Here is a 12,673-nt window from a genome sequence, read left to right as displayed (position 1 = left end):
TCCCCACTGCTGCCTCCCGTAGGAGTCTGGACCGTGTCTCAGTTCCAGTGTGGCTGGTCATCCTCTCAGACCAGCTAGGGATCGTCGCCTAGGTGAGCCGTTACCCCACCTACTAGCTAATCCCATCTGGGCACATCCGATGGCAAGAGGCCCGAAGGTCCCCCTCTTTGGTCTTGCGACGTTATGCGGTATTAGCTACCGTTTCCAGTAGTTATCCCCCTCCATCGGGCAGTTTCCCAGACATTACTCACCCGTCCGCCACTCGTCACCCAAGGAGCAAGCTCCTCTGTGCTACCGTTCGACTTGCATGTGTTAGGCCTGCCGCCAGCGTTCAATCTGAGCCATGATCAAACTCTTCAATTTAAAAGTTTGATGCTCAATGAATTAAACTTCGTAATGAATTACGTGTTCACTCGTTGAGACTTGGTATTCATTTTTCGTCTTGCGACGTTAAGAATCCGTATCTTCGAGTGCCCACACAGATTGTCTGATAAATTGTTAAAGAGCAGTTGCGACGCGCTTTAGCGCTCTGTCGCGAGGTGGCGTATATTACGCTTTCCTCTTTCAGAGTCAACCCTCATTTTCAGGTTTTTCTCTTCAACCGAACCGGCTGTTTGCGTGAAGTGATTCACATCCGCCGTGTCGATGGAGGCGCATTATAGGGATCCCATTTTTTAGCACAAGTATTTTTTGGATCTTTTTTTCTGAATGCTTGTTTTTCACTCCTTTCGCTACATTCCTGCGCAATTTGGCTGATTTTTGATAGCTAAACCACTTGCACAGTCTCAATAATCCAACCAAAGTCTTCATTACTGCTCTATTTTCGTTGAGGTAAACATGTCTAATGTACTGCGTCCTTATAAGGATCTTTTCCCACAGATCGGAAATCGCGTGATGATCGACACCAGCAGTGTGGTCATTGGTGATGCTCGTTTGGCTGATGATGTCGGAATTTGGCCACTGGTTGCCATTCGTGGCGACGTTAACTATGTACAAATTGGTGCCCGTACAAACATTCAGGACGGCAGCGTTCTCCATGTCACACATAAATCCACGTCTAATCCGCAGGGTAATCCATTGATCGTGGGTGAGGATGTAACGGTCGGTCATAAGGTCATGCTACACGGCTGTATCATTGGCAACCGCGTATTAGTCGGCATGGGTTCGATTCTGCTGGATGGCGTGGTAGTAGAAGACGACGTTATGATTGGGGCTGGGAGCCTGGTTCCCCAAAACAAACGCCTGGAAAGCGGGTATCTGTACCTGGGAAGCCCGGTTAAACAAATCCGTCCATTAAGCGATGAAGAGAAAGCAGGCTTACAATATTCAGCTAACAACTATGTTAAGTGGAAAGATGAATATTTAAGTCAGAGTAACCACACCCAACCTTGAGCATCTTCCTGCTGGGCCTGGATCAATCCTTCAGCTTCTTCTTCCAGATCCCAGCGATGCTGTTGAAAGATTTCTAACCACTGTTCAGGCGTGTCGCCGCCAAAGCGGGACGCCAGCATCTCTCCAGATATGGCACATGTTAACTGCATACCATGAACCATCGCCGGAAACACAACGGCGTTGACATCCGTGCGCCATTCTTCTCGATCGGGAAACTGGATCGCCTGATTCATTCCGACAATTCCTGCTGCATGCTTTTAATGACGGGTTCAATCTGCGGCAAAACCCCATGCCAGAGTAAAACGGCGTGCGCTGCTTGCCCCACCAGCATACCCAGGCCATCAGCATATTGTTTCGCCCCATGTTCGGCACACCAGGAGAGGAACGGTGTATCTCCTTTCTGATAAAACATGTCATAACAATAGACAGATGGGTGAATAAGAGATGTCGGAATAGCCGGTATCTCACCGCTAATTCCGCTGGATGTCGCGTTAATAATCAGATCAAAACTGTAATTATCAAGCTCGTCCATTCCTACCGCCTGTACACTGCCGGTATGGGAGAAGATTTGTGCCAACTCTTCAGCGCGCGAAGCGGTACGGTTAACAATAGTCACCGCACAATCCATAGAAAGAAGAGGTAATAAAACTCCACGGGATGCACCACCCGCACCAATCAGCAGAACTCGCGATCCGGGACGAATGAAAGATAAACGCTCAAGATCGCTCAACAAGCCGATACCATCCGTGTTGTCTCCCAGTAAACGCCCATCCTCCAGCCGTTTAAGGGTGTTGACCGCTCCAGCAAGCGATGCCCGCTCCGTTAGTTCATCGGCACGTGCAAATGCCTCTTCTTTAAAAGGCACGGTGACATTTGCCCCCTTCCCGCCCTCAGCAAAAAAAGCGTTCAGGGTATTCACAAAATCATTGATGGGTGCCAATACACGCCCGTAGGAGTGATCAATCTTCAGCTGCTCTGCAAATTGCTGATGAATAAAGGGCGATTTACTGTGCGCTATCGGATTACCAAAAACAGCATAGGCTTCTTTCATATTACCCCTGTCGAAACTGTTCACCTGTCAGAGCATCACGGATCTCCGAAGGATTCAAACGCCCCCCGGTCTCCCCTTCAACCACGGGAAAGTCTGTACCGAACTGTGCGCGAACTTCCTCTACCGTTCTGCAAGGCGGTAAGCCACTCAAATTAGCACTGGTAGAAACTAACGGTTTGCCATAAGCCTGGCACAACGCAACCACCAGCGGGTGATCGGTGACGCGAACAGCCAGAGAATCAAAGCGCCCGGTCAACCAGCGTGGCGTTGTCGCAAGCGCTGGGAAAACGAAGGTAACAGGACCAGGCCAACGGGCGAAAACAGCGTCACGTTGAGCATCGGTGAGCATGCTATCGTCGATATACGGTTTAAGTTGTTCAAAGTTTGACGCGATTAAAATTAACCCTTTATCGACCGGACGTTGTTTTAGCGCCAACAAACGGCTCACCGCCGTTTCGCTATCGGGGTCGCAGCCGACACCAAATACAGCTTCAGTTGGATAGGCGATGACTTTTTCTTGTTTCAGAACCGCTATCGCCGCAGCGATAGCGTCTGTGGGCAGGCTATTATTCACTTTTTTATTCCGCCGAAATCGGCTTTCCACATTGTTTACTGGCACAGAAATGCTTCACACCCTGCGCGGTTTTCTTTTCGATGAGAAGCGGATAATGACACTCAGGACATTCTCCGGCTAACGGTTTGAAGTTAATGACAAACTGGCACTCCGGATAGCGATCGCAGGAGTAAAAGGTTTTGCCATAACGGGAACGCCGCTGGACAAGATGACCAGTCTGGCATTGAGGACAGACTATTGCTGTATCATCAGGCTTGTCGATGAGTTCGGTGTGATCGCACGCAGGATAGTCACTGCATCCAATAAACATACCGAATCGTCCCTGTCTCAGCACCAGCTCAGCGCCACATGCAGGACAAAACTTACCCTCCAGAACTTTGACAATATGTCCGTCCGCGGAAGATTTCAGCGGACGAATGTAATCGCATTCTGGATAGTGTGAACAACCGAGAAACGGACCGTGTTTCCCGGAACGAATAACCAGTTCAGCCCCGCATTGTGGGCAGGGCTCGTTTTTACGCACCGTGAACAGTGCTGATTTAGCCATAACAACTCATACTGAATGAAGATTGATTAATGCAGCATACCTTCATTCACTTCAAAGAGTAATTCTTCCATTTGCTGATAGGCATTTTCACAACCTGGAATGTTGAATAGCACCATCAGAATCACCCACTTCAGGTCTTCCAGATCGAACTCTGCCGTATCCAGCGCGAGTACGCGCTCAATAACCATTTCTCGCGTTTCGAGGTTTAGCACCTGGATCTGCTCCAGGAATAGCAGGAATCCTCTACAGCTTGCATCCAGTCGATCGCACTCTTCCGCAGTATAAATACGTATAGAAAGAGGGTCCGATGCCAGCTGCATAGGTTCAGCAAGGCCATCCTGATAGTCAGCAAGCTTCTCCAGCCAAAGTAACGCGTTGTAAATGTCTTCACGATCAAAACCAGCGTCGGTAAGATCCCGTTCCAGTTTGTCCTGATCCACACGCAGCTCAGCTTCGTTATGGATATATGTCTCAAACAAATACATTAGTACGTCGAACATGGCATGCCCTCCTCAATCGGACATAGCCGCCGGGTACAGCTGCGATCCACCCTGCTAACTCCAGTTCGAGCAGTTGAGCCACTACCTCTGGCACAGGTTGGCCGGCACGTTCAGCGACGACGTCAACAGGTGTTACCTCATCTCCTACGTTAGCCAGGAGCTCCGGAAATGGCAATGCCACCTCTTCGTGATCTGGCGAATAAATTGATTTTTCAGGTTCATCTGGCAACCATTGCAGCCCATATTGCAAATTTTCAAGAATTTCCTCTGGTGTCGTCACAAGCATGGCTCCCTGCTGAATAAGCCAATGCGGGCCTTCACTTCCCGGGCTCCCAATCGGCCCTGGTAAAGCAAACACCTCCCGCCCTTGTTCAATTGCACAGCGAGCAGTAACCAGTGAACCACTACGCTGTGCAGCTTCGACAACCAGTACACCTTTACTTAGACCACTGATAATACGATTTCGTCGGGGAAAATTGCGCGGCAAAGGGAGCGTATCTAATGGGAACTCAGACACCAGTGCGCCCCCTGCCTCAATCAGTCGTTCCGCAAGACGGATATGCTGTCGTGGGTGAATGGTCTCAAGTCCATTTCCCAGCACCGCAATACTTGTGCCTTGTCGGTTTATCGCAGCATTGTGCGCCACGCCATCAATCCCCCGGGCCAGACCGCTGGTGATCGTCACCCCACATGCAACAAGCTTTTCACAAAACAACCGTCCCCAGCGTTCGCCATACCATGAGTGTTGTCGACTACCGACAACGGCAACTTGAAATGAGTGGAGGCATGCGGGAGCTCCTGCAACAAAAAGCACCCCAGGATAATCCTCAATCGCACGGAGCTGTGGCGGATAATGCTCGCTGTCGGCAACCACAAAATGGTGGTTAGGCTGTTCAAGCCAGCGCAGCGTTTTTTCCAGCGTCAGATCTGAAAAGGTTAAAAAGCGTCTTGCCTGGCGTGGAGAGAATCCTGCCTGCAAGAGTACCGCGTTGTTAATGCACGGTTGAGTATTGAGCCAGTGAGCAACGCGCACTATCTCATCACCATACAGTTCATTCACTTGCGCTAAACGTAGCCAAATTTCGATTTGGGTCATCCCTGTTCCCCTGCCACAAGCAGTCCTGGCAATCTTTGCGATTGGTCACTGATGCTGTCAATCAGAGGGGGTTTTGTCTAGAATAGAGGTAATAATCTTTTCAACTCCTGAACACAACTCTGGATAACTATGTCAGTTTTGCAAGTGTTACATATTCCGGACGAGCGCCTTCGCAAAGTCGCAAAACCGGTTGAAGAAGTGAATGCAGAAATTCAGCGTATCGTTGATGATATGTTCGAAACGATGTACGCCGAAGAAGGTATCGGTCTGGCAGCAACACAGGTCGATATTCATCAGCGCATCATTGTTATTGATGTCTCTGAAAATCGCGATGAGCAGTTGGTACTCATTAACCCAGAACTGCTGGAAAAAGACGGCGAAACCGGCATTGAAGAAGGCTGTCTGTCTATTCCTGAACAGCGTGCGTTAGTACCGCGTGCAGAGAAAGTAAAAATTCGTGCGCTCGATCGCGACGGCAAATCTTTTGAACTGGAAGCCGATGGCCTGCTCGCTATCTGCATTCAACATGAAATGGATCACCTGGTCGGTAAACTATTTATCGATTATCTGTCTCCGTTGAAGCAACAACGCATTCGTCAGAAAGTTGAAAAACTCGACCGCCTGAACGCCCGAGCTTAAGGACAAGGATCAACGTGTCAGACTCACTACGTATTATTTTTGCGGGTACACCTGACTTTGCAGCGCGTCATCTCGACGCGCTGCTGTCTTCTGGACATAACGTCGTTGGCGTGTTTACCCAACCGGACCGCCCGGCGGGACGCGGGAAAAAGCTGATGCCCAGCCCGGTAAAAGTGCTGGCAGAAGAAAAAGGGATATCGGTCTTTCAACCCTTCTCTCTTCGCCCTCAGGAAAACCAGCAACTGGTTGCTGATTTACACGCAGACGTGATGGTGGTGGTGGCATATGGCCTGATCCTGCCAAAAGCAGTACTGGAAATGCCGCGCCTGGGTTGTATCAACGTTCACGGTTCCCTGCTTCCGCGCTGGCGGGGTGCAGCACCGATCCAGCGCTCACTGTGGGCAGGCGACGCCGAAACTGGTGTTACCATCATGCAGATGGATGTTGGCCTCGACACCGGTGATATGCTGCTGAAGCTGTCCTGCCCAATTACGGCAGAAGATACCAGCGGTTCGTTATATGACAAGCTGGCAGACCTGGGGCCTCAGGGGCTGATTGAAACGCTAAAACAGCTGGCTGCCGGCACAATAAAACCGGTGGTACAAGACGAATCACTGGTTACGCATGCAGAAAAACTCAGCAAAGAAGAGGCCCGTATCGACTGGTCGCTTTCGGCTGTTCAATTGGAACGCTGCATCCGCGCCTTTAACCCGTGGCCAATGAGCTGGCTTGAAATCGATGGTCAGCCAGTGAAAGTCTGGCAAGCTTCGGTTATTGCTGTAAACACCCAGGCCGAGCCAGGCACCATTCTCGAGGCGACAAAGCAGGGTATCCAGGTCGCAACAGGCGACGGCATTCTGAATCTTATCTCTTTGCAGCCTGCCGGTAAAAAAGCCATGAGCGCGCAGGATCTGCTTAATTCGCGCCGGGAGTGGTTCGTGCCCGGAAACCGTCTGGCCTGACGGTTCATCTCTTTAAGCCCGGTGTCTCCGGGCATTTTTATTTTTGCGCTTATGAAAAAACATCTTAATTTACGCAGTATGGCGGCCCAGGCCGTCGAACAGGTTGTCGAGAAAGGACAATCACTAAGTAACGTGCTGCCCGCCATGCAGCAAAAAGTTGCCGATAAAGACAAAGCGCTGTTGCAGGAACTTTGCTTCGGCGTATTGCGTACACTCTCTCAACTGGAGTGGATGATCCAGCAACTGATGGAACGTCCAATGACGGGCAAACAGCGCACCGTTCACTACCTGATCATGGTGGGCTTCTATCAACTGTTGCATACTCGTATTCCAGCGCACGCTGCGTTGGCTGAGACCGTAGAAGGCGCGGTCGTTATTAAGCGTCCACAGCTGAAAGGGCTGATCAACGGCGTACTGCGCCAGTTTCAACGCCGTCAGGATGAACTGCTGGCCGAGTTTGCGCAAAGCGATTTGCGCTTCTTACACCCCTCCTGGCTGGTGAAACGTATTAAGAGTGCGTATCCGCAGCAGTGGGAAGCCATTCTTGAAGCCAATAACCAGCGACCGCCGATGTGGCTACGAGTCAATCGTAATCACCATACTCGCGACGCCTGGCTAGACCTGCTTACCGAAGCGGGTTTGACAGGTTTCCCGCATCCAGACTACCCGGATGCAGTGCGTCTGGAAACACCGGCTCCAGTTCACGCCCTCCCTGGTTTTGACGAAGGTTGGGTCACCGTTCAGGATGCTTCCGCTCAAGGATGCGTAAATTATCTGTTGCCGGAGGACGGTGAGCAGATCCTCGACCTGTGCTGTGCGCCGGGCGGTAAAACTACTCACATTCTGGAAGTTGCTCCGCTAGCTAACGTCATGGCCGTCGATGTGGATGAAAAACGCTTATCGCGCGTTTACGACAATCTGAAACGTCTGGGCATGAAGGCAACCGTAAAACAAGGGGATGGCCGCTATCCACAGCAGTGGTGCGGTGAACAACAGTTTGACCGTATTTTGCTGGACGCCCCTTGTTCTGCTACCGGGGTGATCCGTCGCCATCCGGATATCAAATGGCTGCGCCGCGACCGGGATATTGCCGAACTTGCCCAATTACAGGCTGAGATCCTGAATGCGACCTGGTCACATCTTAAATCTGGCGGCACGCTAGTGTATGCAACGTGTTCTATCCTGCCAGAAGAGAACCAGCAGCAAATTGCCGCCTTCCTGGCACGCACACCGGATGCGGTATTAAGCGAAACCGGTACGCCGGAAAAACCCGGACGTCAGAATTTACCGGGTGCGGAAGATGGCGATGGCTTCTTTTACGCTAAGCTAATCAAAAAGTGATGAGATAACGGGTCGCGACTGATGAAAATTATCATTCTGGGCGCAGGGCAAGTTGGCGGTACGCTGGCTGAAAACCTGGTCGGAGAGAACAACGATATCACGGTAGTCGATACCAATGGTGAACGCCTGCGCAGCCTGCAGGACAAGTTTGATCTCCGTGTCGTGCAAGGGCATGGTTCGCATCCCCGCGTATTACGTGAAGCCGGTGCCGACGATGCCGATATGCTGGTTGCCGTAACCAGCTCAGATGAAACAAATATGGTTGCCTGCCAGGTAGCTTATTCACTGTTTAATACGCCTAATCGCATCGCCCGTATTCGTTCACCAGATTACGTTCGCGATGCCGACAAGCTGTTCCAATCCGATGCGGTGCCAATCGATCACCTGATTGCGCCTGAGCAACTGGTTATCGATAGCATTTATCGCCTGATTGAATATCCGGGCGCATTGCAGGTGGTGAATTTTGCCGAAGGTAAAGTCAGTCTGGCAGTAGTAAAAGCCTATTACGGCGGGCCGCTTATCGGTAATGCGCTGTCAACAATGCGTGAGCATATGCCGCACATCGATACCCGCGTTGCGGCGATTTTCCGTCATGACCGACCGATCCGTCCGCAAGGTTCTACGATCGTTGAAGCGGGTGATGAAGTCTTCTTTATTGCGGCATCACAGCATATACGCGCCGTAATGAGCGAACTGCAGCGTCTGGAAAAACCGTACAAACGCATTATGTTAGTGGGTGGCGGTAATATCGGCGCTGGTCTGGCACGTCGTCTGGAAAAAGATTACAGCGTCAAACTGATCGAACGTAATCAACAACGCGCATCGGAGCTTGCGGAGAAACTGCAAAATACGATCGTCTTTTTTGGTGATGCCTCGGATCAAGAGCTGCTGGCAGAAGAACATATCGATCAGGTTGATCTGTTCATCGCAGTGACCAACGATGATGAAGCAAATATCATGTCGGCGATGCTTGCCAAACGGATGGGTGCCAAGAAAGTAATGGTGTTGATCCAGCGCAGAGCATACGTCGATCTGGTGCAAGGCAGCGTGATCGATATTGCGATTTCACCGCAGCAGGCGACCATCTCCGCGCTGCTGAGCCACGTGCGTAAAGCTGATATTGTTGGCGTTTCTTCACTTCGCCGTGGCGTCGCGGAAGCCATTGAAGCCGTCGCACACGGGGATGAAACGACGTCGAGAGTTGTAGGGCGTTCAATTGATGAAATTAAACTTCCGCCCGGAACCATTATTGGCGCCGTTGTACGTGGTAACGATGTCATGATTGCCAACGATAACCTGCGTATTGAGCAGGGCGATCACGTAATTATGTTCCTGACAGATAAAAAGTTTATTACCGACGTCGAGCGACTATTCCAGCCAAGTCCTTTCTTCCTGTAATAATTTGGGCGCTAATACAGCGCCCTTTTTATTTCCCTTTATTTTTCATGGTCTAATAAATTTTCCTTTCGGCAATACATAAATGGAAATTGCCTAAACATTTGTTAAACTTATAAACGTCAGCTGCATAGGGAGAATAAAATGAGCATTATTAAAGAGTTTCGCGAATTCGCGATGCGCGGGAATGTTGTCGATTTGGCAGTGGGTGTCATTATTGGTGCGGCATTCGGTAAGATTGTTTCATCACTGGTTGCCGATATCATTATGCCGCCGCTGGGGCTGTTAATTGGTGGAATTGATTTTAAACAGTTTGCTTTAACGCTACGTGATGCACAGGGAGACATCCCTGCCGTGGTCATGCATTACGGTGTATTTATTCAAAATGTATTCGATTTCATTATTGTTGCGTTTGCTATCTTTATGGCAATCAAACTGATCAACAAACTGAACCGTAAAAAAGCGGAAGAGCCGGCAGCACCGCCAGCTCCATCGAAAGAAGAAGTATTGCTAAGTGAAATTCGTGACCTGCTGAAAGAACAGAATAACCGCTCTTAAGCACTCACTGAAACAAGAAGGCCAGTGGTAAAAAAGTTAATTACTTTCTTGCCACTGGCCTCCCAGTTACCCCGATTGCCATGTTTGCCTTTTCGCAGATAACTTCCTTTCCCTTTCTTATTTTTCTCAACGCGCTGTCTGAACAGTGGGTCATGCAGAAGCGCCTCAATGGCGTTGTCCTTTATCTGCCCTTTGGTGTGCTGATAACGACTCATACTATCTCCAGTTTGTAGTAATTTACGCCGCGAGTGTAGACCTGGCAGTTCAAGAAATCAACAGCCTGATGTTGTTCCGCTGGCGCCTTGCTCAAGAGCTTCAAGAATAGAGCAGTACACGCTGCTGTGTGCCTTGCCGCAGCATGCATCATTCAATCGCTGCAGTGACCGCTGCATCGTCTGAAGTTCAGCAATGCGGGCTTCGACTTCTTGCAGTCTTTCCTGGACGATCCCTTTTGATTCCTGACAGGTATGGTGTTCGGGATCAACCCGGATCGAAAGCAATTCACGGATCGACTCCAGAGTGAAACCAAGCTGCCGGGCATAACGAATAAACTTCAAGCGCTGAAGATCGCTTTCTGTATAGAGGCGAAATCCACCTTCAGTACGCACTTCATGCTCCATCATCTGCTGCTTTTCATAGTAGCGGATAGTATCCGGCGTCACGTCAGCCAGTTTCGCTATTTCACCAATTCGGTACATGCTCTCTCCGCTATTCATCGTTGATCTTTTTTAGCAGCTTATCTGCGTAGTCACCGCGCAAAAACTCGGTGCTGAGTCCAGCCTGCCGAAGTTTAAGTTCCAGTAGCGACAGTCTTCGGCTCACCTCAGGATAACTGGGATCATCTTTGCGGATCCCCGCGAGTATTTCAAGCAGCTGTATTGCCTCTCTGCGTTGCTCGAGCTCAGGAGGAAGGCAACCTGCATTTTTTAATAAACGGTATCCGGCTCGGAGTTCAGGCGGAACATGGGAGTCATCGTCAAGAGTCAGCGGTTCGCCCGTTCCCGGTAAATCATCAAACTCGCCTTTAGACTGTGCATCAATAATATGGCGCTCTGCCCACTGGTCCAGTAACCACATACAACACTCCAGGGGATGAACAAAAAGAGTACAGATATTGTAGATAAGTGGGGATATGACGGATATAAAAAAACCCGCCGAGGCGGGTTTTTTTACGTTACTACAGATTACTCTGCAGCAGCTTCTGTTTTCTCTGAACGATCAACCAGCTCGATGTATGCCATCGGCGCGTTGTCGCCTGCACGGAAACCACACTTCAGAATGCGAGTGTAACCACCGGCGCGGCTCGCAAAACGCGGGCCCAGTTCGTTAAACAGTTTTGCCACGATCTCGTTATCACGAGTACGGGCGAATGCCAGACGACGATTAGCTACGCTATCAGTCTTGGCAAGAGTAATCAGCGGCTCAACTACGCGACGCAGCTCTTTCGCTTTCGGCAGAGTCGTCTTGATGATTTCATGACGAACCAGTGAACCTGCCATATTGCGGAACATAGCCTGGCGATGGCTGCTGTTGCGGTTCAGTTGACGACCACTCTTACGATGGCGCATGACCTTATCCTTCTCAGTAAAACCTTAACCTGTGATCCGGTTACTCGTCAGCGATGCTTGCCGGTGGCCAGTTTTCCAGGCGCATGCCCAGAGACAGTCCACGGGAAGCCAGCACGTCTTTAATCTCGGTAAGAGATTTTTTACCAAGGTTAGGCGTCTTAAGAAGCTCAACCTCAGTACGCTGTACCAGATCACCGATATAGTGGATAGCTTCTGCTTTGAGGCAGTTAGCAGAGCGGACAGTCAATTCCAGATCGTCAACAGGGCGCAGCAGGATCGGATCGAATTCTGGTTTCTCTTCTTTAACTTCCGGCTGACGTACATCACGTAAATCAACGAAAGCTTCCAGTTGTTCAGCCAGAATGGTTGCCGCACGACGAATCGCCTCTTCAGGATCGATTGTGCCGTTGGTTTCCATTTCGATGACCAGCTTGTCCAGGTCGGTACGCTGTTCTACACGCGCTGCTTCAACATTGTAGGCAATACGCTCTACAGGGCTGTAGCATGCGTCGACCAGCAGACGGCCGATTGGGCGCTCATCTTCTTCCGAATGAATTCGGGTAGAAGCCGGCACATAACCACGACCGCGCTGAACTTTGATACGCATGCTAATAGATGCATTCTCATCGGTCAGGTGGCAGATCACGTGCTGTGGCTTGACGATTTCGACATCACCATCATGGGTAATGTCGGCTGCAGTCACAGGGCCAATGCCAGATTTATTCAAGGTAAGAATAACGTCATCTTTACCCTGAACTCTCACCGCCAGCCCTTTCAGGTTGAGCAGGATTTCCAGGATATCTTCCTGAACGCCTTCTTTGGTGCTGTACTCATGTAGTACACCATCAATCTCAACCTCGGTCACCGCGCAACCCGGCATCGATGAGAGCAGAATACGGCGCAGTGCGTTACCCAAAGTATGGCCAAAGCCACGCTCTAAAGGCTCAAGGGTCACCTTGGCGTGCGTCGAACTCACTTGCTCGATATCTACCAGGCGCGGTTTTAGAAACTCTGTCACAGAACCCTGCATTGTGTCCTCTCTTTGGTACT

General features: G+C 50.3%; 17 protein-coding genes and 1 rRNA gene. 6 read left to right on the top strand and 12 right to left on the bottom strand.

Annotated features, from left to right (window positions below):
- Positions 1–363, bottom strand: a 16S ribosomal RNA gene (locus OGY09_RS03065); the annotation flags it as partial.
- A gap of 474 nt (positions 364–837) precedes the next feature.
- Between OGY09_RS03065 and OGY09_RS03060 the strand changes: the two genes are divergently transcribed.
- Positions 838–1,392 carry a gamma carbonic anhydrase family protein gene (locus OGY09_RS03060; protein ID WP_003828294.1) on the top strand — a complete coding sequence of 185 codons (555 nt, stop codon included), beginning with the start codon at positions 838–840 and terminating at the stop codon, positions 1,390–1,392.
- Here the strand turns inward: OGY09_RS03060 and OGY09_RS03055 are convergent.
- From OGY09_RS03055 to dprA, 6 genes are read right to left on the bottom strand one after another with little or no spacing between them, the layout of a single operon-like run.
- Positions 1,368–1,625, bottom strand: coding sequence for a DUF1488 family protein (locus OGY09_RS03055; RefSeq protein ID WP_008786281.1), 258 nt, complete (start codon positions 1,623–1,625; stop codon positions 1,368–1,370). The genes OGY09_RS03060 and OGY09_RS03055 overlap by 25 nt on opposite strands.
- Positions 1,622–2,443, bottom strand: coding sequence for a shikimate dehydrogenase (aroE, locus tag OGY09_RS03050; protein ID WP_032945163.1), 822 nt, complete (start codon positions 2,441–2,443; stop codon positions 1,622–1,624). Before aroE ends, OGY09_RS03055 begins: the two co-directional genes overlap by 4 nt.
- 1 nt (position 2,444) lies before the next feature.
- Complete coding sequence (gene tsaC, locus OGY09_RS03045) at positions 2,445–3,017, bottom strand: L-threonylcarbamoyladenylate synthase type 1 TsaC (protein ID WP_032945165.1); 573 nt, start codon at positions 3,015–3,017, stop codon at positions 2,445–2,447.
- A gap of 4 nt (positions 3,018–3,021) precedes the next feature.
- Entirely contained in the window at positions 3,022–3,564 is a 543-nt protein-coding gene (locus OGY09_RS03040; protein WP_032945167.1) for a DNA topoisomerase family protein, read from the bottom strand.
- 26 nt (positions 3,565–3,590) lie between these two features.
- Positions 3,591–4,064, bottom strand: a complete 474-nt coding sequence (gene smg, locus OGY09_RS03035; protein WP_003031162.1) for a DUF494 family protein Smg — start codon at positions 4,062–4,064, stop codon at positions 3,591–3,593.
- Complete coding sequence (gene dprA, locus OGY09_RS03030; protein ID WP_032945169.1) at positions 4,036–5,160, bottom strand: DNA-protecting protein DprA; 1,125 nt, start codon at positions 5,158–5,160, stop codon at positions 4,036–4,038. Before dprA ends, smg begins: the two co-directional genes overlap by 29 nt.
- Before the next feature lie 129 nt (positions 5,161–5,289).
- Between dprA and def the strand changes: the two genes are divergently transcribed.
- The 5 genes from def (at position 5,290) to mscL (ending at position 10,055) form a co-directional block, all read left to right on the top strand.
- Entirely contained in the window at positions 5,290–5,799 is a 510-nt protein-coding gene (gene def, locus OGY09_RS03025) for a peptide deformylase (protein WP_003828283.1), read from the top strand.
- Between the two features lie 14 nt (positions 5,800–5,813).
- The gene (fmt, locus tag OGY09_RS03020) at positions 5,814–6,761 is read left to right on the top strand and encodes a methionyl-tRNA formyltransferase (RefSeq protein ID WP_032945170.1); all 948 of its coding nucleotides are present in this window, start codon (positions 5,814–5,816) and stop codon (positions 6,759–6,761) included.
- A gap of 51 nt (positions 6,762–6,812) precedes the next feature.
- Positions 6,813–8,102, top strand: coding sequence for a 16S rRNA (cytosine(967)-C(5))-methyltransferase RsmB (gene rsmB / locus OGY09_RS03015; protein WP_032945172.1), 1,290 nt, complete (start codon positions 6,813–6,815; stop codon positions 8,100–8,102).
- A 21-nt stretch (positions 8,103–8,123) separates the two neighbouring features.
- Complete coding sequence (trkA, locus tag OGY09_RS03010; protein WP_003031153.1) at positions 8,124–9,500, top strand: Trk system potassium transporter TrkA; 1,377 nt, start codon at positions 8,124–8,126, stop codon at positions 9,498–9,500.
- A gap of 141 nt (positions 9,501–9,641) precedes the next feature.
- Positions 9,642–10,055: a large-conductance mechanosensitive channel protein MscL gene (mscL, locus tag OGY09_RS03005; protein ID WP_003031152.1), complete on the top strand. Its 414-nt coding sequence runs from the start codon at positions 9,642–9,644 to the stop codon at positions 10,053–10,055.
- On the opposite strand, the gene arfA is transcribed toward mscL, so the two are convergent.
- From arfA to OGY09_RS02980, 5 genes are all read right to left on the bottom strand, one after another.
- Entirely contained in the window at positions 10,052–10,270 is a 219-nt protein-coding gene (gene arfA, locus OGY09_RS03000; protein ID WP_003828276.1) for an alternative ribosome-rescue factor ArfA, read from the bottom strand. The two genes, mscL and arfA, sit on opposite strands and share 4 nt — an antisense overlap.
- A gap of 57 nt (positions 10,271–10,327) precedes the next feature.
- Positions 10,328–10,753 (bottom strand): Zn(2+)-responsive transcriptional regulator, encoded by a 426-nt coding sequence (zntR, locus tag OGY09_RS02995; RefSeq protein WP_003031145.1) that lies wholly within the window; start codon positions 10,751–10,753, stop codon positions 10,328–10,330.
- A 10-nt stretch (positions 10,754–10,763) separates the two neighbouring features.
- On the bottom strand, positions 10,764–11,132 hold the full coding sequence (locus OGY09_RS02990) for a DnaJ family domain-containing protein (protein ID WP_003845236.1): 369 nt from the start codon (positions 11,130–11,132) through the stop codon (positions 10,764–10,766).
- Positions 11,133–11,239: 107 nt separating this feature from the next.
- Positions 11,240–11,623 carry a 50S ribosomal protein L17 gene (gene rplQ, locus OGY09_RS02985; protein ID WP_001216370.1) on the bottom strand — a complete coding sequence of 128 codons (384 nt, stop codon included), beginning with the start codon at positions 11,621–11,623 and terminating at the stop codon, positions 11,240–11,242.
- Positions 11,624–11,663: 40 nt separating this feature from the next.
- Positions 11,664–12,653: a DNA-directed RNA polymerase subunit alpha gene (locus OGY09_RS02980; protein WP_003031139.1), complete on the bottom strand. Its 990-nt coding sequence runs from the start codon at positions 12,651–12,653 to the stop codon at positions 11,664–11,666.
- Between the last annotated feature and the right edge of the window lie 20 nt (positions 12,654–12,673).

The organism is Citrobacter sp. Cpo071 (genome assembly GCF_030332765.1).
GTDB classification, from domain to species: domain Bacteria; phylum Pseudomonadota; class Gammaproteobacteria; order Enterobacterales; family Enterobacteriaceae; genus Citrobacter; species Citrobacter portucalensis.
Note: the sequence above shows the minus strand (reverse complement) of the source record. Positions and strands in the feature narration are given on the sequence as shown.

Excerpts from the sequence above, each read along its gene's own strand:
- OGY09_RS03060 (WP_003828294.1), top strand. The coding sequence starts at position 838 with ATGTCTAATGTACTGCGTCCTTATAAGGATCTTTTCCCACAGATCGGA.
- OGY09_RS03055 (WP_008786281.1), bottom strand. The coding sequence starts at position 1,625 with ATGAATCAGGCGATCCAGTTTCCCGATCGAGAAGAATGGCGCACGGAT.
- OGY09_RS02980 (WP_003031139.1), bottom strand. The coding sequence starts at position 12,653 with ATGCAGGGTTCTGTGACAGAGTTTCTAAAACCGCGCCTGGTAGATATC.
- dprA (WP_032945169.1), bottom strand. The coding sequence starts at position 5,160 with ATGACCCAAATCGAAATTTGGCTACGTTTAGCGCAAGTGAATGAACTG.
- smg (WP_003031162.1), bottom strand. The coding sequence starts at position 4,064 with ATGTTCGACGTACTAATGTATTTGTTTGAGACATATATCCATAACGAA.
- OGY09_RS03040 (WP_032945167.1), bottom strand. The coding sequence starts at position 3,564 with ATGGCTAAATCAGCACTGTTCACGGTGCGTAAAAACGAGCCCTGCCCA.
- rsmB (WP_032945172.1), top strand. The coding sequence starts at position 6,813 with ATGAAAAAACATCTTAATTTACGCAGTATGGCGGCCCAGGCCGTCGAA.
- def (WP_003828283.1), top strand. The coding sequence starts at position 5,290 with ATGTCAGTTTTGCAAGTGTTACATATTCCGGACGAGCGCCTTCGCAAA.
- arfA (WP_003828276.1), bottom strand. The coding sequence starts at position 10,270 with ATGAGTCGTTATCAGCACACCAAAGGGCAGATAAAGGACAACGCCATT.
- trkA (WP_003031153.1), top strand. The coding sequence starts at position 8,124 with ATGAAAATTATCATTCTGGGCGCAGGGCAAGTTGGCGGTACGCTGGCT.
- aroE (WP_032945163.1), bottom strand. The coding sequence starts at position 2,443 with ATGAAAGAAGCCTATGCTGTTTTTGGTAATCCGATAGCGCACAGTAAA.
- OGY09_RS02990 (WP_003845236.1), bottom strand. The coding sequence starts at position 11,132 with ATGTGGTTACTGGACCAGTGGGCAGAGCGCCATATTATTGATGCACAG.
- mscL (WP_003031152.1), top strand. The coding sequence starts at position 9,642 with ATGAGCATTATTAAAGAGTTTCGCGAATTCGCGATGCGCGGGAATGTT.
- rplQ (WP_001216370.1), bottom strand. The coding sequence starts at position 11,623 with ATGCGCCATCGTAAGAGTGGTCGTCAACTGAACCGCAACAGCAGCCAT.
- zntR (WP_003031145.1), bottom strand. The coding sequence starts at position 10,753 with ATGTACCGAATTGGTGAAATAGCGAAACTGGCTGACGTGACGCCGGAT.